At 67.2% G+C, this 16,074-nt stretch carries 16 protein-coding genes; 12 read left to right on the top strand and 4 right to left on the bottom strand.

Translation table 11 applies throughout. The annotated features are described in order from the left end of the window. Positions 1-5 precede the first annotated feature (5 nt). The 11 genes from BSY238_RS16465 to BSY238_RS16415 all read left to right on the top strand — a co-directional run bounded on the left by BSY238_RS16465 (position 6) and on the right by BSY238_RS16415 (position 10,019). Positions 6-251: a hypothetical protein gene (locus BSY238_RS16465; protein ID WP_069040105.1), complete on the top strand. Its 246-nt coding sequence runs from the start codon at positions 6-8 to the stop codon at positions 249-251. Between the two features lie 16 nt (positions 252-267). Continuing rightward, entirely contained in the window at positions 268-882 is a 615-nt protein-coding gene (gene rpsD / locus BSY238_RS16460) for a 30S ribosomal protein S4 (RefSeq protein ID WP_069040753.1), read from the top strand. Between the two features lie 282 nt (positions 883-1,164). Then, positions 1,165-1,920: a PEPxxWA-CTERM sorting domain-containing protein gene (locus BSY238_RS16455; protein ID WP_069040104.1), complete on the top strand. Its 756-nt coding sequence runs from the start codon at positions 1,165-1,167 to the stop codon at positions 1,918-1,920. 273 nt (positions 1,921-2,193) lie between these two features. Beyond that, entirely contained in the window at positions 2,194-4,446 is a 2,253-nt protein-coding gene (locus BSY238_RS16450) for a TonB-dependent receptor domain-containing protein (protein ID WP_069040103.1), read from the top strand. A 323-nt stretch (positions 4,447-4,769) separates the two neighbouring features. Beyond that, entirely contained in the window at positions 4,770-5,141 is a 372-nt protein-coding gene (locus BSY238_RS16445) for a DUF779 domain-containing protein (protein WP_069040102.1), read from the top strand. A gap of 136 nt (positions 5,142-5,277) precedes the next feature. After that, a complete protein-coding gene (locus BSY238_RS16440; protein WP_069040101.1) occupies positions 5,278-5,481 on the top strand; it encodes a hypothetical protein in 204 nt (67 codons plus the stop codon). Positions 5,482-5,602: 121 nt separating this feature from the next. Continuing rightward, on the top strand, positions 5,603-6,250 hold the full coding sequence (locus BSY238_RS16435; RefSeq protein ID WP_069040100.1) for a PEP-CTERM sorting domain-containing protein: 648 nt from the start codon (positions 5,603-5,605) through the stop codon (positions 6,248-6,250). A 32-nt stretch (positions 6,251-6,282) separates the two neighbouring features. Further along, positions 6,283-7,347, top strand: a complete 1,065-nt coding sequence (locus BSY238_RS16430) for a hemin-degrading factor (protein WP_069040099.1) — start codon at positions 6,283-6,285, stop codon at positions 7,345-7,347. Beyond that, positions 7,344-8,183, top strand: a complete 840-nt coding sequence (locus BSY238_RS16425; protein WP_069040098.1) for a heme/hemin ABC transporter substrate-binding protein — start codon at positions 7,344-7,346, stop codon at positions 8,181-8,183. The genes BSY238_RS16430 and BSY238_RS16425 overlap by 4 nt, the downstream gene beginning before the upstream one ends. Then, positions 8,180-9,229, top strand: coding sequence for a FecCD family ABC transporter permease (locus BSY238_RS16420; protein ID WP_069040097.1), 1,050 nt, complete (start codon positions 8,180-8,182; stop codon positions 9,227-9,229). The genes BSY238_RS16425 and BSY238_RS16420 overlap by 4 nt, the downstream gene beginning before the upstream one ends. 1 nt (position 9,230) lies before the next feature. Beyond that, a complete protein-coding gene (locus tag BSY238_RS16415; protein WP_069040096.1) occupies positions 9,231-10,019 on the top strand; it encodes a heme ABC transporter ATP-binding protein in 789 nt (262 codons plus the stop codon). 14 nt (positions 10,020-10,033) lie between these two features. Here the strand turns inward: BSY238_RS16415 and BSY238_RS16410 are convergent, their stop codons facing one another. Genes BSY238_RS16410 through BSY238_RS16400 form a run of 3 tightly spaced genes read right to left on the bottom strand, consistent with a single transcriptional unit; the run spans position 10,034 to position 12,362 of the window. Further along, the gene (locus BSY238_RS16410) at positions 10,034-10,231 is read right to left on the bottom strand and encodes a hypothetical protein (RefSeq protein WP_069040095.1); all 198 of its coding nucleotides are present in this window, start codon (positions 10,229-10,231) and stop codon (positions 10,034-10,036) included. Continuing rightward, complete coding sequence (gene feoB, locus BSY238_RS16405) at positions 10,228-12,099, bottom strand: ferrous iron transporter B (protein WP_069040094.1); 1,872 nt, start codon at positions 12,097-12,099, stop codon at positions 10,228-10,230. Before feoB ends, BSY238_RS16410 begins: the two co-directional genes overlap by 4 nt. Then, positions 12,096-12,362: a FeoA family protein gene (locus tag BSY238_RS16400; RefSeq protein ID WP_223300181.1), complete on the bottom strand. Its 267-nt coding sequence runs from the start codon at positions 12,360-12,362 to the stop codon at positions 12,096-12,098. The genes feoB and BSY238_RS16400 overlap by 4 nt, the downstream gene beginning before the upstream one ends. A 292-nt stretch (positions 12,363-12,654) precedes the next feature. Here BSY238_RS16400 and BSY238_RS16395 point away from each other — a divergent pair, with 292 nt between their 5' ends. Further along, positions 12,655-14,874 (top strand): TonB-dependent receptor, encoded by a 2,220-nt coding sequence (locus tag BSY238_RS16395; protein WP_069040092.1) that lies wholly within the window; start codon positions 12,655-12,657, stop codon positions 14,872-14,874. Positions 14,875-14,936: 62 nt separating this feature from the next. On the opposite strand, the gene BSY238_RS16390 is transcribed toward BSY238_RS16395, so the two are convergent. Next, the gene (locus tag BSY238_RS16390) at positions 14,937-16,013 is read right to left on the bottom strand and encodes a metal-dependent hydrolase (RefSeq protein WP_069040091.1); all 1,077 of its coding nucleotides are present in this window, start codon (positions 16,011-16,013) and stop codon (positions 14,937-14,939) included. Positions 16,014-16,074 lie beyond the last annotated feature (61 nt).

Here is a 16,074-nt window from a genome sequence, read left to right as displayed (position 1 = left end):
CAGGTATGACGACCGAACACAGTGCCACTGGCGACGCCAGTCCGAACATGCTGGCCGCGGCCACGCTGTTCGTCATGACCCGGTTTGCGGAACGCCCGTGCCCGGAAGTCGCGCAGATGGTGATCCGCCATCTCGAAGTGGTCGCCGAGGACGAACGCGCCGATCCGCTGATGCGTGAGGTGTGCGACGCACTGATTGGCCGCTGGAGCCTGCATGCCGTCGGCAATGCGGGCCTGCGCGCCGCCCACTGATCCGGAGACCCCGAAGATGTCCCGCTACACCGGCCCCCGCCTGCGCGTGCTGCGCGCACTGGGCACCGACCTGCCCGGCCTGACCCGCAAGAACGTCGAAAACCGGACCTCGCCACCCGGTCAGCATGGCGCACGTCCGAACCGCCGCAAGTCCGAATTCGGCGCTCAGCTGATGGAGAAGCAGAAGCTGCGCTACAACTACGGCCTCAACGAAACCCAGCTGCGCGGCGTGTTCCGCGAAGCCGAACGCTCGAAACTGCCGACCGGCGAAAAACTGGTCGAACTGCTGGAGCGTCGGATCGACAACATCGTGTTCCGCGGCGGCCTGGCGCCGACGATTCCGGCGGCACGCCAGCTGGTGCGCCACAAGCACGTGCTGCTCAACGGACGGCGCGTGAACATTCCGTCGATCCGGCTGCGCGTCGGCGACACCATCACCCTGACCGACAAGGGTCGCAAGGTCCAGAGCGTGGTCGACGCACTGCAGACACCGCCACTCGAACGGGTTGAATGGCTGGCCTTCGACGCCGCGACGCTGAGCCTGCGCCTCGCCCACCTGCCGCCGGGTGACGCGACCCCTTTCGCGTTCGAAGCACAGAAAGTGGTCGAGTTCTACGCCCTGCGCGTCTGATCACCTGCCGGTACAAGGTCGATAGGGCGCCCTGCCCCGATCTGCCTGCTGTTGCTTTTTCACTTTTCCCCCGCCCGCGCTGCGGCCGGGGCTGCCAGCCAGATCCGCTCACGCGATCCAGCCAGTCAAGCATCCTCAGGAGACGCTGACATGTCGCTGTTCGCTTCATCTATCTGCATCACCGGTTCGCTTCACTGCCCTGCCTCCCCCGGGCGTGTCTCCTGTCCACGGCCGCGCAACCGCGCCGGCTCCACGCCTTCAACCCGCTTCGAGAGGTCAATCATGATCACGTCACGCCTGCCCAGCGCAGCCCTCACCACCGCCGCCTTGCTGTCCTTTGCCTTCGCCGGTCAGGCAATCGCCGCCACCGCGCATGAATCCTTCACCTCACCGGCAGATTCGGTCGCCAGCGACGGTTTCAACAACCTGACGGCGGGCCGCATCACGGCGGCACAACTGACCGCGGGCCTAGTTGCCAATGTCGACGGCAGCGCCGGCGACACGATCTTCCGCAAGATGTCGGGCGGCGCCTACCCGGCATCGGCCGGCCTGTATCAGTTCAGCGGTGCCGGCTCGACTTTCGAAATGGCGGTTGCCGACGCTGCCGACGGCCTGACCAGCATCGTGTTCCAGAGCTACATCAACATCAGCCGCGGTGCCAATGGCGTCGACGGGCTGTTCGAAACCGGTTACGAGCCCCGCCTGAGCTACAACAACGGCACGCAGTTCCTGACCGCGTCGCTGGTCGAGACCGAAAACCTAAGCTACACCGACTTCTTCACCGGTCAGGTCGTGGCGTCGGACCCGAACAACCCGAACCACGCCACCTTCACGTGGAATCTCGCGGCGCTCGCCATCACGGTGCCGGTCGACAGTTTCCGCATCACCTTCGGCACCGACACCCACTCGCAGACCGAGGCCTTCCAGCTGGACCAGCTGGTCGCGGCGCCGGTACCGGAACCGGAAACCTGGGCCCTGATGCTGGGCGGTCTGGGTCTGATCACGATGAGCGCGCGTCGTCGCATCACCAAGGGCTGATCAACGCCCGCCGCCGGACGACAAGGTCCGGCGGTCCACCCTGCAGCGCGCGCGGCGCGCTGCATCCGTTGCAGACTTCCCGTGACACCCCAGCCCTCCACCGTCGCAAGGCGTCCTGTCCGCCGTTCCGCCTGCTGGCCTGCCGCCGGACTTTGTGCGTTCGCCTGTTTCATCGCATCGGCAGCCGGTGCGCAAGGCACGAACACGCCTGAGCGCGGCACGCAGGCGCAGAACGCAGCATCGAGTTCGCCATCGGGTGCGCGACTCGATGCAATGAATGCCGACGAAACAATCGGTGATGACACCACCGTTCTGCCCGAAGTCGAGGTCACCGACGAACGCGATCTGCAGCGCCCGGTCGAGATCGAATTGCCGCCGGACCGCCCGGTCACCGTCATCAATGCCGCTGCCATCGCGCGGCGCCAGGCCAGCACCATTTTCGACATCCTGAAGGACATCCCCGGCGTGGCGGTCGATGGCGGACCGCGCGCCAGCGGCATGAAATTCAATCTGCGCGGTTTCTCCGACAACGAGGACGTGCTGTTCAAGGTCGACGGCGCGGTCAAGGGCTTCGAGAAGTACCGCTTCGGCAGCGGTGTGTTCATCGAGCCGGAACTGCTGAAGGCGCTGCAGGTCGAGCGCGGGCCGTCGGTCACCGCCGGGTCCGGTGCGCTCGGCGGCACCGTATCGGCCACAACCAAGTCGGCGGCCGACTTCCTGAAGCCGGGCCAGACCTTCGGCAGCGAGGTGAAATACGGCTACAACTGGAACAGCCGCGAGCGGCTGCGCATGGTCACCCTGTACGGCCGGCCGAATGCCCACCTCGACCTCATCGTGTCGGTCGCCCGGCGCGATTCCGATGACTTCCGCCTGCCCGATGGCGATCGCCTCGACCTGACCGCCACCGCGTCGGAAAGCCGCTTCGTCAAGGCAAGCTTCTACGCCACCGACGACCTGGTGATCGAACTGAGTCAGACGCGCTACACCGGCGGGCCCGAACGCGCACCGTATGACGCGACGGCGAGCGGTGCTGGCGGCTTCGGCATCGTCCAGCGCAGCATCGATGACACCACGACCAATCTGTCGCTGCGCTATCTGCCGCCGGATTCGTGGCTCGCGCTGCGCGGCACGCTGGCCTACGAAACGACCGAACTGGCCGATCTGCACCGCATTGGCCAGAGCCGCATATGCGTGTCACCGTCACCGCTGCTGCCGGCCGCCTTCCGGGTCGACCGCTGCAATGATGACTGGCGCTATGCCATCTGGACCGGCGAACTGTTCAACGACCTGCGCTACACCTTCGGCGAATTGCGCGGTGTGCTCACGGTGGGCTATCAGGGCATCCGCAACAGCCGCGACATCGTGCGCGTGACGTCGAACGCCAGTACCAATGCGAGCACCTATCCCGGCGGATTCAACGAAGCGCAGCCTCCGGGCGACAAGGTGTCCGACGCGCTGATTGTCGAAAACGCAATGACCTACGGCGCTTTCACATTGACGCCGGGCGCGCGCATCGACCGCTACCACGTGAGCGCCGAAGGCCAGACACGCAGCAACATGATTGCAGCCGGCCAGTCGCCCGACCTGCGCTTCGTCAAGGTGTCGCCGGCGCTGGCGCTGACCTGGCGCGTTCCGGCCAGCGATGTATCGCTCACTGCGCGCTACAACGAAGCGTTCCGGCCGCCGCTGGTCGACGAGTATTTCGCACGCGGCGGCTTCGCCAGTCGCTGCGCGAAAACCACCGGCAATCCGCTTGCTCCGGGCAATCTGGTCAGCGACGCCAATCCGCTGTACGACCCGTCAGGCATCGGCCTGCCGTATGACCCGGCACTCGATCTGGCACCGGACAACGAAATCTGCGGCGGGCTGTATCGGCCGCAGGAATCATCCAACCACGAACTGACCATCGCCTGGTCGCCGCAGCCGGCGAGCGCCGCCGACGGGCGCTGGCAGGCGCGCGCGACCTGGTACGACATCCACACCCGCCACCTGCTGCAGTCGATCTCCAACGTCGGCGGCAGCATCGCCCAGCCGGGTCGGGAACGGCGCAAGGGCACCGAACTGGAGCTGTCGTATGACGGGCTGCGCAGTTTCGCCACACTGGCGTGGTCGCAGATCGACGGCCGCATCACGAACCCGGTCGCCGGTACCGATTACGCGATCTACGGCGTACCGGGTGACACGCTGAGCGCCAGTGCCGGCGTGCGCGGCTTCGACGGGCGCATCGAAGCCGGTGTGCGCATGCGCGACATCGGCGAACGGCGCGCCAGCGCAGGCACCGAACCCACGGTGTGCTCGCGCCCGGGCACGCTGTTCATCGAAGGCGTCGGCCGCATCGGCACCCAGTTCGGTGCGCGGGTGTTCGATCTGTTCGCCAGCTGGCGCGTGACACCGGACGCCCTGCTGCGCCTGAACATCGACAACCTGACCGACGAGGTGTACTGCCTGCAGGACGGCTTTGCCGGCGCGGTCGGCGTACAGGCGCCGGGCCGCAGCGCGAAGCTGTCGCTGACGCTGCGCTTCTGAAAGTGCCGATGTCGTTCCGAGGCGCAAACCGGAAGCTTTCTTCATATTCCGGTCATGTTACCGGCCTGACAGATTCCGGCCGCAGCATGGCCACGCAGCAAGACGCCGTTCCAGCCATGGACAGTCCGGTGCACCGTTACTGGACACCGGACGCCAATGACCGCGCTGAGGAATGCGTACTTTTCCTTTGCCGCCCGTACCCTGCAGCGCATCGCCTGATATGGCGCGGGATTTGCTGATTCAACCGGGGTGTGCGCCGGCCTGCCGATGCGACGCACACGAACCATTGCACAGACCTACACGTCGCGCCCCGACATCCGCACATGCCACATTCATCCGATCCCGAATGCTCGCTCCATCGTACCGGCCACCGTCCGGCTGTCTCGCTGACCGCCAGCGTTGATGCCGTCATGCTCATCATCCGGCTGTCCGCGCGCTATGGCCCGCTGATGTTCCGCCACGGTGCAATGGCCGAAAGCGTGCAGCCGCTGTGCCGGCCCATCGGCTCGATTGCGCTCGGCGAGTCCGACGTCAAGCTGGGCGAGATCGCTGGCTGCGAATACTGGCTCGACGCATCCACTTTCGCGCAGCTGGGCGAAGGCGCATATCTGCTCGATGTGCTCAACCCCTCCGTCACGCCGCACGGCACGCCCGCCCTGACCGACCGCTTCGTGTTGCGACCGCAGGCAGGCTGAGCCTGAGCACGGCGCCCCAGCGGAATGAGGGCCCGCCTTCCTCCAGCTGTTTTTGCTTGACACCGAACTGAGAATCATTATTATTTGAACCGGTTCAACACAGCGCGGCCCTGCCGCGCCGGACACTCCGGTCACCATGCACGACGCCACTTCAGGTCTGAACGCTTCGTCGTCGGACGCCCTGAAATCCCGCCTTGCCGGCCTGCTCGACGAGCTGATACGGCATGACGGCTTCGGGTCGCTCAGCGTGGAAGTGCGTCTGCTCAAGCGAGGGCAGAAGGAAGTGATCATCGACTGCGGCAAGCAGTACCGCTACGTGATCGATTTCGCCGCCGGCTGAACCGGAACCGTTTTTGCAGCACCTTCCGGCGGCGCGGGGCCGCGGACTTACATCATCAGAAACAACATCTGAGCAGTCGCCTTCGCGGGGAAGGGATGCATGGCTCTGAACGAGGCCCATCATGTCTTTCCGTCGTCTGTGCTCGACCGGCGCGCTGTGCGTTCTGTCTTCTTCTTCCGTTTTCGCCGCCAGTGCGGTGTGGGACACCCCGCTCGCCGGTTTTGACGGCAACGGCGCCACGTCCGCCACGCCGTGGACCAGCGCATCCGTGTATGCCGAATGGAATGTGTTCGACAGCACCAGCCTCGATGCCACACCGGACATCGCCGGCAGCGGCTCGCTGAGTCAGACCAATCCGGCTGCTGGATCCTTCCTGACCGGCAGCGGGAACCTGTACAGCAGTGGCGGCGCTGCGAACTTCATCGTCGATCTCGCCGCACCTGCCGCAGGCACCTACGACGTCTGGCTGCGCATCGCCACCCAGGGCACGGCGGCCAATGACATCGCAACGCTCAACGGCGTCGCCGCCAGCAAGGTCGTGTCATTCACCGCCGCGCTGGGCGGCTTCGGTGGCAGTGAAGAGGAAGCCTGGTGGCGCTGGACGGTCACCGACCCGCTCGCGCTGCAGTTCGCCTTCGCCAGCCCGGCCGCCCACCTGAGCCTCGACCAGCTGGCCGTGCTCGCCGCGCCGGTACCCGAACCCGCCACCTGGCTGTCGCTGCTGGCCGGCCTCGGCCTGCTCGGCGTCATCGCACGCCGCCGCACCTGACACGCCCTGCCCACCCCGAGCCGGAGACTTCCATGACCCGCACTGCCGATCCCGAAAGCCTGTACCACACCTTCCACGCGCTGAAAGCCGAACGGCGCCTGCGCAACCGCGACGCCGCTGCCGCACTGGGCATCAGCGAAGGAGAAGCCATCGCCTGCGGCGTCGGCCGCGATGCCATACGCCTGCGCGGTCCGTTCGAGGCCCTGTTCCAGCGCATGCCGGAACTGGGCGAAGTGATGGTGCTGACCCGCAACGAAGCCGCGGTGCATGAAAAGACCGGCCAATTCGAAACGATGTCCGGCAACGCGCATGTGGGACTTGCGCTGGGCAGCGTGATCGACCTGCGCATCTTCTACGGTCAATGGATGCATGGCTATGCCGTGACCGACGAAACGCCGCGCGGCACGTCGCTCAGCTTCCAGTTCTACGACCGCCACGGCGACGCCGTGCACAAGGTGTTCTCGCGTGCCGGCACCAAGCTCGACGCCTGGCACGCACTGGTGGCCGCCTACACCGCCGAGCACCAGCAGCCGGGCGAACCGGTCGAACTGCGCAGCACGGAGCCGGAAGCGGAAACGCCGCTGGCCGCGATCGACGCCGACGCCTTCCGTCGCGACTGGCTGGCCATGCAGGACACGCATGACTTCTTCCCGCTGCTGCGCCGTCACAAGGTGTCGCGCCGACAGGCCATGCAGCTGGCGCCGGACGGCCATGCCGAACGGCTGGACAACGCGCTTTCGCGCCCGCTGCTGGAACAGGCGGCTGCGCAGTCCGTATCCATCATGTGCTTCGTCGGCAACCCCGGCATGATCCAGATCCACACCGGGCCGGTGCATCGCATCGAAGTCATGGGCAACTGGCTGAACGTGCTCGACCCCGGATTCAATCTGCATCTGCGGCACGATCTGGTGGCCGAAACCTGGCTGGTGCGCAAGCCGACTTCCGATGGCATCGTCACCTCGGTCGAATTGCTCGACGCCAGCGGCGAAACGATTGCGCTGTTCTTCGGCGAGCGCAAACCGGGCAAGCCGGAGCGCGAAGACTGGCGTGCGCTGGTGCGTCAGGTCTGCCAGTCAACCGACACCGTCGCCGCATGAAGCGTCTTGCCCTGCTGAGCGTTCTGGCCGCGCTGTGCGGCCCGGCGCTGGCCGACAGCGCACAGCGTCTGGTCACCGTCGGCGGCGCGGTCACCGAAATCGTCTATGCGCTCGGCGCCGGCGCCCGCGTGGTCGCGACCGACACCACGAGCACATGGCCTGCGGCAGCGCAGGCGCTGCCGCGGGTCGGCTACCAGCGTGCGCTGGCAGCCGAAGGCGTGCTGTCGATGCGGCCGACGCTGCTGATCGCCACCGCCGACGCCGGCCCGCCGGTTGCGCTGACCCAGTTGCAGGGCGCCGGCGTGCGCGTGCTGCAGCTCGACGCCGGCCATCGTGCCGATCAGGTCGGTGGCGCCATCCGCGCCATTGCGGCCTCGCTCGCGCTGGACGACGCCGGGCGCGCGCTGGCCGAGCGCTTCGACGCCGACTGGGCGACGGCGCGGCAACAGGTTGCGACCTTGCCAGGGCGCCCGCGTGCGCTGTTCATTCTCGATCATGGCGGTGCCAGCCCGATGGTCGCCGGCGACGACACCGCAGCTGCAGCCATGATCGACTATGCAGGCGCCATCAACGTCATGGCGGGCCGCTTCAACGGCTATCGCCCGCTGACGCTGGAAGCCGCCCTGGCGTCGGCACCCGACATCATCGTCACCACCGACGAGGCGATCGCCACCGCCGGCGGCCGCGCCGCCTTCCTCGCCCGACCCGGTCTGGCCGCCCTGCCCGCCGCGCGCGCCGGCCGGCTGGTGACGCTGGACGCGCTGCGTCTGCTTGGCTTCGGTCCGCGCCTGCCGGCGGCCGTCCTCGATCTGGCGCAGCGGATGCGCGCGCCATGAACCTGCGCAGTGTCGAATTGCCGCGCATCGGCCCGCCGGCCGGCATGACGCTGTGGCTGCTGGCAGCCGCGCTGATCTGCGCCGTCGTCCATGCGCTGGCCAGCGGTGCGGTGGACCTGCCGGCGGCCACCGTCGTCAGCGCGCTGCTCGGGCAGCAGGTCGGATCGGATGCCGATCTGGTGATCTGGACGCTGCGTCTGCCGCGCGTGCTGCTCGGGGTGATCGCCGGCGCCGGCATGGGCATCGCCGGTGCCGCCATGCAGGGCCTGATGCGCAACCCGCTCGCCGACCCCGGTCTGGTCGGCGTCAGCAGCGGCGCCGCACTGGCCGCGGCCGCCGTCGTCATCCTTGGCGAGCGCGCCATGAGCACGGGGGGCTGGGCCGCCAGTGCGCTGCTGCCGCTGACCGCCTTCGCCGGCGCCGCGCTGACCACGGCGCTGGTCTATGCAGCGTCGCGCCGCAATGGCCGAAGTTCGGTCACGCTGATGCTGCTGTCCGGCATCGCCATCAATGCGCTCGCGATGTCGGGCATCGGCTTGCTGCTGTTCATGGGCAGCGACGCCCAGGTCCGGCAGTTCACGTTCTGGACGCTGGGCAGCCTGGCTGGCGCCACCTGGCCGGGTGTCATCGCCGCCGCCGCTGCGGTCGGTGTGGCCCTCGCGCTGCTGCTGCGCAAGGCCGGGCCGCTCGATGCACTGGCGCTGGGCGAAGCGCAGGCGGCACACCTGGGCGTGGCGGTCGGTACGCTGAACCGCGCCTGCGTGGTGCTGATCGCGCTATCGGTCGGCGCCACCACGGCGCTGACCGGCACCATAGGTTTCATCGGCCTGATTGCCCCCCATCTGGCGCGCCGCCTCGCCGGGCCATCGCATCACCTGCTGCTGCCGGCCAGTGCGCTGGCCGGCGCCCTGCTGGTCGTGCTGGCCGACAGTGCGGCACGCACCTGGGTCAGTCCGGCCGAACTGCCGATCGGCGTGCTGACCGCGCTGTTCGGCGCTCCCTTCTTCATGCTGCTGCTGCGCCGGCGCGCCGCGCAGGAACACTGACATGCTGAGCGCCCGCCACCTCACCGTCATGGCCGGTCAGCGCCGGCTGATCGACGACGTGTCGATCGATGTGCGACCCGGCGAAATGCTGGCCCTGATCGGCCCCAATGGCGCTGGCAAGACCACGCTGCTGCGTGCGCTGTCCGGCGACATCGACGCCGCAAGCGATGCCGTGTCGTGCAACGGGCGCCCTTTGCGCCACATTCCCGCCGCCGAGCTGGCCACGCTGCGTGCGGTGCACGCCCAGCACCAGCGCAGCGATCTCGACTACTCGGTACAGCAGGTGGTCGCGCTCGGCCGTTTCCCGCATCACGGCGGCCGGCCGGGCGCCGACGATCGCGCCATCGCGCGTGCCGCGATGACGCTGACCGGCTGCGAGACCATGGCCGATCGGCTGTGCAGCACGCTGTCCGGCGGCGAGCAGGCGCGCGTGCATCTGGCGCGTGCACTGGCACAGATCTGGCGCGGCACGCCCGGCGAACATTTCCTGCTGCTCGATGAACCGGTCGCCGCCCTGGACATCGCCTGGCAGCACCGCGTGCTGGCCTGCGCGCGCGATCGCGCGCACAGCCGCATGACCGGCGTGCTGGCCATCGTGCATGACCTCAATCTCGCCGCCCGTTACGCCGACCGTCTGGTATTGCTGGCCGACGGCCGCATCCGGGCCGACGGCTCGCCGTTCGAAGTGCTGCAGTCGACCGCGCTGGCGGACGCCTTCGGACTGGAGTGCCGCGTCTGGGTAGACCCGCAGACCTCACGCCCGCTGCTGATGGCCGAGCCGGCCACCTGACGCGCGCTCAGCGCTCACCGGCGCGACGAGCGCCCCGGGCACTGACGGCAACCATTGCAGCCGTCATCGCCTCCATCGCTGCCCGCATCGGCATCCGACTTGCTACCCGACTCGGCAGGCGGACTCAGCCGCGCCCGGGCGACGCGCATCACCTTCCACGCCGCCAGACCGACGATGACCAGCGCCAGCAGATCGGTCACGGAAAGGCTCATGTGCAGCAGGCCAGCGCGATGCGGTAGGTGACGAACGAGGCCGCATACGCCAGCGCGAACAGATAGCCCGCCATCAGCAGCGGCGCGCTCCAGCCGCCGGTTTCGCGCCGCACCGTGGCGAGCGTCGACAGGCACTGCGGCGCGAATACATACCAGGCGAGCAGCGACAGCGCGGTCGGCAGACTCCAGCCGGCGACGATCAGCGGCACCAGCGCCTGCGCGGTATCGTCTGCCGTGGCCGACAGTGCATACACCGTGCCGAGCGCACTCACCGCGACTTCACGCGCCGCCATGCCGGGTACCAGCGCCACCGCGATCTGCCAGTTGAAGCCGATGGGCTCGAACAGCGGCAGCAGGAAATGACCGAGCCGGCCGGCGAAGCTGTATTCGATCGGCGCGCCTGCGAAGTCCGCCGGTGCGGCCGGAAAGCTGGCCAGAAACCACAGCAGCACGGTGAGCGCGAGAATGATGCCGCCGACCCGCTGCAGGAAAATGAGCACGCGCTGCCAAAGTCCGATCGCCAGATTGCGCAGCGACGGCCAGTGATAGTCCGGCAGCTCCATCAGCAGCGTGTGCTGCCGGTCTTTCGAGCCGAGCCGCTTGAGCAGCCAGGCCACCGCCACCGCCGACACGATGCCGGCGAGATAGAGCGCGAACAGCACCAGCCCCTGCAGTTCCAGTCCGCCGGCCACGCGGCGCGCCGGAATGAAGGCGCCGATCAGCAGCGCATACACCGGCAGCCGGGCGGAGCAGGTCATCAGCGGCGCAATCATGATGGTCACCCAGCGGTCGCGCGGATTCTGGATGGTGCGCGTGGCCATGATGCCGGGGATCGCACAGGCAAAGCTCGACAGCAGCGGAATGAAGGCACGCCCGGACAGGCCGACGCCGCCCATCAGCCGATCGAGCAGGAAGGCGGCGCGCGGCAGGTAGCCGGATTCCTCCAGCACCAGAATGAAGAAGAACAGGATGACGATCTGCGGCAGGAACACCAGCACGCCGCCCAGTCCTGCGATCAGTCCATCTGCCAGCAGGCTGCGCAGCAGGCCATCCGGCAGCACATGGGCGACGGCATCACCAAGCAGCGCCGTCGCCGCTTCGATCCAGCCCATCGGCGCCTCGGCCCACGCGAACACCGCCTGGAAGATCAGGAACAGCAGCGCGAACAGCAGCAGCGGACCGGCCAATGGATGCAGCAGCACTCGATCGACGCGATCGGTGAAGGCGTGCGCCGGCACGCGATCGAGACCCAGCGTCGTCAGGATGTCCTTCACCTGCCGGTAGTCATCCGCCACGCTGCCGGCGGAGGCTGCGGGCGCCGCCGAAGGCAGCGCTGCATCCAGCAACCTGAACAGCGCATCGGCGCCGCCGCCGCGCACCGCGACGGTCGATACGACCGGGACGCCCAGCGCGCGCGACAAGGCCTCGACATCGACATCGATACCGCGTGCCCGTGCGAGGTCGGTCATGTTGAGCACGACGACCAGCGGTCGACCGAGCCGTCGCAGGCCCAGCACCAGTCGCAGCTGGCGCGCCAGCTGGGTCGCATCGACCACCGCCAGTACCAGATCGGGGCGACGCTCACCCGGCAGCCGACCGGCGAGTACATCGCAGGTCACCTGTTCGTCCGGTGAATTCGGCGCCAGGCTATAGGTGCCAGGCAGGTCGAGCACAGCCAGGCGTCTGCCGGCCGGCGTGCGCAGCCAGCCTTCCTTGCGCTCGACCGTGACGCCGGCGTAATTGGCCACCTTCTGGTGACTGCCGGTCAGCAGATTGAACAGCGCCGTCTTGCCGCAATTCGGATTCCCCACCAGCGCCAGCATGGGCGGTGCCAGGCGGCTGCTGTCGATGGGAATCGCGGCTGTCATGTGACGAGCCTGGCGGCGACGCGCACGCAGGCGGCTTCGATGCGGCGCAGCGCAAAGGTCGACGCGCCGATGCGCACCGCCAGCGGCTCGCCGCCCGGCTGCCCGCGACGCAGCACGCACACCGGTTCGCCCTCCATGAAACCCAGCTCGCGCAGGCGCCTCTGCAGGTCCGGCAGTCCGGCACGGTCGTCAAGTCCGATTACCACCATGGGCGCGCCGGTTTCGGCATCGCTGAGCCGCATTTCAGTGTCAGGCAAGGTCATTCAAGGTGTCCGTGATCCGGTGGCAGACGCAAGGCGCGACTTGCGGAGTGTGCTGCGAAGCCCGCCATTCTGGCGCGATCCGGGCAAAAGAGATGAAGGGCGGCTGCCCATCCCGCGCAGGTCGGTCGCTGTTGCGTTCGCGCATCAATTGATTACAGCGCTAATTTTAACAAGAATCATTCTCGATTATAGTCCGCCCCGCGTCGCTGCCGGTGTACCCACCAGACAGACCGCGGACCAGCCAGCCTCTCTGCAAGCCAGTCCCGACAACTTCACTCCAGGACTGACTCAGATGACCCGCACTCCCCCGCAGCAGCCGCTGTCGCTGGCGGCCGCCATGCTGATGGCGCTGTCGACCGGCAATGTCGCCCAGGCACAACAGACCGCCCCCTCCGGCACGACCCCCGTACTGCCTGAAGTTCAGGTGAGCGACACGCGCGAGCGCCCGAATTCACCGAACAACGGCTACCAGTCGGGCATCGTCCGTTCGGCCAGGACGAATCAACTGGCCAAGGACATTCCGCAGGCGATCACCACGGTGACCGAACAGCTCATGCTGGACAGCAACTCCGACACGATGAAGAACGCGCTGCGCCATGTTGCCGGCCTCACCTTCAATTCCGGCGAAGGCGGCCGCATCGGCGACAACATCATGCTGCGCGGGTTCTATTCGTTCGGCGATCTGTATATGGACGGCATCCGCGACGTCGCCCAGTACAACCGCGAGGTGTTCCACGTCGAGCAGATCGACGTGCTGCGCGGCTCGGCCGCCATGCTGTTCGGCCGCGGTCAGGCGGGCGGCGTCATCAACCGGGTCAGCAAGCAGCCGGGCCTGGTCGATCGCACCGAAGTGTCGGCCACCGTCGGCAGCTATGAGTACGGTCGCGTCACCGCGGATGTGAACAAGGTGCTCGGTGAAAACATGGCACTGCGCATCAGCGCGATGAAGACCGACGCGGAAAGTTCGCGCAACGGTGTCGAATCGGACCGCGAAGGCATCGCGCCGACGCTGCGCTGGGGCATCGGCACCGCCGACGAATTCTCGATCGGCCATCTGTACTACACGACGAAGAACGTGCCGGACTACGGTGTGCCCTTCGTCGCCCGTCCGGGCGCGATCACGCGCTCCCAGGTCACACGCAAGCCACTCGACGTATCGGCCAGCCGCTTCTATGGCACGTCGTCCGATTACGAGCAGAACGACACCAACATCACGACCGGCATCTGGACGCATCGCTTCTCGCCCGACACCGAACTGCGCACCGTCGCCCGCTACGCCGACTACAAGCGCGACCTGTGGGCGGTGGCACCGCGTCTGCCGGGCGGCACGACCACGGCAACGGTGAACGACGCCACCGTCATCACGCGCGGCCGTCAGGCGCGCGGTGGTGAAGAAAGCACCTACACGCTGCAGAGCGACCTGACGACGAAGTTCGCGCTCGCCGGCATGAAGCACGAAGCCCTGTTCGGTCTCGAACTGCTGCGCGAAAAGGCCGATCGCTGGTCCTACACATCGGTCAACGTCACTGCGCCGACCACCACGGTCGGCAACCCGGATCCGGATGTCGCGGTCCCGGCCGCCTACGGCAACCGCGTCCGGTTCAACCCTGCGGGTTATGAAGGCGATTCGATCGGTGTCTATGCGCAGGACCAGATCGAATTCATGCCGCACTGGAAGCTGCTGCTCGGCCTGCGCCATGACCACATGGATGCCGATTACCACACGCTGAATTCGACCACGCTGGCGACGACCGCCTTCAACCTGAAGTACAGCGAGTGGAGCTATCGCAGCGGTCTGCTGTTCCAGCCCAGCGACGTGCAGACCTACTACTTCGCGTGGAGCGATTCGTTCAATCCGACCGCCGACCTGTACCAGTTGAACAACGGCATCCGCTACGACGCCGAGCGCAGCCGCACGGTGGAACTGGGCACCAAGTGGGAACTGTTCGACGGCGCGCTGTCGCTGCGTACCGCGTTGTACCGCGCCACCAAGTTCAACGAGCGCAATACCGATCTCGAACAGGCGAACACCGCCGTGCTGTCGAAGGAACGCCACACCGACGGTTTCGAAATCGAGGCGGCCGGCCGCATCACGCCGCAGTGGGATGTGTTCGGCGGTATTGCACTGATGCGGGCAGAAATCGACGAGGTGTTCGCGACAAACAACCCCAACATCGTGGGCCTGCGTCCTCGCAATACGCCGCGCTACACCGGTAATCTGTGGACCACCTATCGCATCACGCCGGCCTGGCGCGTCGGCGGCGGCCTCGAAGCCAAGGGCAATCGCCTCGCCTACGGTACCGGCGGCACCGCCCCGGTCGCCATCGCGCAGGCACCGAGCTTCGTGCGCGCCGACCTGATGCTGGCCTATGAACAGCGGCGCTACGATGTTCGTCTGAACGTGCTCAACCTGTTCAACAAACGCTACTACGAGGCGCTGTACGAAAACGGCGGCTTCGCCGTGCCGGGTACCGAGCGTGCCATTCAGCTGACGGTGGCGGTGAGGTACTGAGCTGCCGGCACAGTGAAGGCCGGGCCGGTGGTCTGCGGACTGCCGGCCCGGCTTTTTTTCGTTCAGCGACCGCTCAGCTTTCGCCAGCCCGCCATCGTTCGTTCGACCAGCGCCCATCCGGCGCTGCTCTCGCACAGCCCGTATCGGAACGGCAGGCTGTCGCGCCCGGGCGTCTCGAAGCGCAGATCGCGAAAGCTGACGCAGGCCCCGCCCGCCGCGCCGCCGACGCTGTCGAGCACCGGAAACATCGCGAACCAGCGGAAGAAGGCGAAATCCGGCGCCGACCAGACGGCGCGCACCTGTTCGCGCACCTCGCCATAGCCTCCGTTGCCGAAACGCTCGCGCACCTGCCAGTGCGCCATCGTCACCGGCCGGTAATGTGAAGACAGGCGACGGATCAGATTGTCGTCCGGCCCGGCCTCCATGACTTCGCTGCGCCGCGTATTTATGTGCGCGGTATGGAAGCGCTCTCCGTCGTCGATCACCGCGGTCCAGTTGAAGGGCGAAGCCGGACGGGGAATCGCGTCGAGCGCGACCGCGGTGATGCCCTGTTCCATCGCATGGCGCCGCGCAGCATCGATGGCTTCCGACTTTCCGACGGCGCCGACGCCCACCCATGCGCACACCGCCATCAGCCCGAATGCGGCCGGTGCGCGGCTGCGCCGCCACAGCGCGCTCGCCACCAGCCCCGCAACAAGCAGCCCGGTCAGCGGCAGGTCGATGATGAACGTGGTGCCCCAGCCAAAGCGACGATCGGAAAAAGGCGCCAGGATCATCGTGCCGAACTGCGTGATCAGGTCGCCGAGGATGTGGATGCCGATGCCGGCACACACCACGACGTAAAAGGCAGGCCAGTCGATGCCCGGCGCGCGCATCTTCGGCACCCGCGCCAGCAGCCAGGCGATCAGCAGCCCCCACAACGGCAGCAGCAGAACCGAATGCGTGACGCCTCTGTGGCCGCGCAGATAGGTCAGCTCCGACACATAGCCGAGCACGAAATCGAGATCGGGAAAGGTCGCGGCTGCTGCGCCGGCGACCACCATCTGCCAAGGTTTCGGCGCCGGCCTTGCCGGGTCGGGCGGGCGGGCAATCAAGCGTCCGAGCAGCGCGCCGGACAGGGCGTGAGTGAGGGTATCCAAAAGACATCCTGAAGTGGAGGTGAAGTGGCCGACGATCGAAAGTTCAGTCGAGCCGGGAATA

Source organism: Methyloversatilis sp. RAC08 (genome assembly GCF_001713355.1).
In the GTDB taxonomy this organism is placed as follows: Bacteria; Pseudomonadota; Gammaproteobacteria; order Burkholderiales; family Rhodocyclaceae; genus Methyloversatilis.
Note: the sequence above shows the minus strand (reverse complement) of the source record. Positions and strands in the feature narration are given on the sequence as shown.

Coding starts and splice junctions, on each gene's coding strand:
- BSY238_RS16450 (WP_069040103.1), top strand. CDS start 2,194: ATGAATGCCGACGAAACAATCGGTGATGACACCACCGTTCTGCCCGAA.
- BSY238_RS16400 (WP_223300181.1), bottom strand. CDS start 12,362: ATGACCTTGCCTGACACTGAAATGCGGCTCAGCGATGCCGAAACCGGC.
- BSY238_RS16465 (WP_069040105.1), top strand. CDS start 6: ATGACGACCGAACACAGTGCCACTGGCGACGCCAGTCCGAACATGCTG.
- BSY238_RS16420 (WP_069040097.1), top strand. CDS start 8,180: ATGAACCTGCGCAGTGTCGAATTGCCGCGCATCGGCCCGCCGGCCGGC.
- feoB (WP_069040094.1), bottom strand. CDS start 12,099: ATGACAGCCGCGATTCCCATCGACAGCAGCCGCCTGGCACCGCCCATG.
- BSY238_RS16425 (WP_069040098.1), top strand. CDS start 7,344: ATGAAGCGTCTTGCCCTGCTGAGCGTTCTGGCCGCGCTGTGCGGCCCG.
- BSY238_RS16435 (WP_069040100.1), top strand. CDS start 5,603: ATGTCTTTCCGTCGTCTGTGCTCGACCGGCGCGCTGTGCGTTCTGTCT.
- BSY238_RS16395 (WP_069040092.1), top strand. CDS start 12,655: ATGACCCGCACTCCCCCGCAGCAGCCGCTGTCGCTGGCGGCCGCCATG.
- rpsD (WP_069040753.1), top strand. CDS start 268: ATGTCCCGCTACACCGGCCCCCGCCTGCGCGTGCTGCGCGCACTGGGC.
- BSY238_RS16455 (WP_069040104.1), top strand. CDS start 1,165: ATGATCACGTCACGCCTGCCCAGCGCAGCCCTCACCACCGCCGCCTTG.
- BSY238_RS16410 (WP_069040095.1), bottom strand. CDS start 10,231: ATGAGCCTTTCCGTGACCGATCTGCTGGCGCTGGTCATCGTCGGTCTG.
- BSY238_RS16445 (WP_069040102.1), top strand. CDS start 4,770: ATGCCACATTCATCCGATCCCGAATGCTCGCTCCATCGTACCGGCCAC.
- BSY238_RS16430 (WP_069040099.1), top strand. CDS start 6,283: ATGACCCGCACTGCCGATCCCGAAAGCCTGTACCACACCTTCCACGCG.
- BSY238_RS16415 (WP_069040096.1), top strand. CDS start 9,231: ATGCTGAGCGCCCGCCACCTCACCGTCATGGCCGGTCAGCGCCGGCTG.
- BSY238_RS16440 (WP_069040101.1), top strand. CDS start 5,278: ATGCACGACGCCACTTCAGGTCTGAACGCTTCGTCGTCGGACGCCCTG.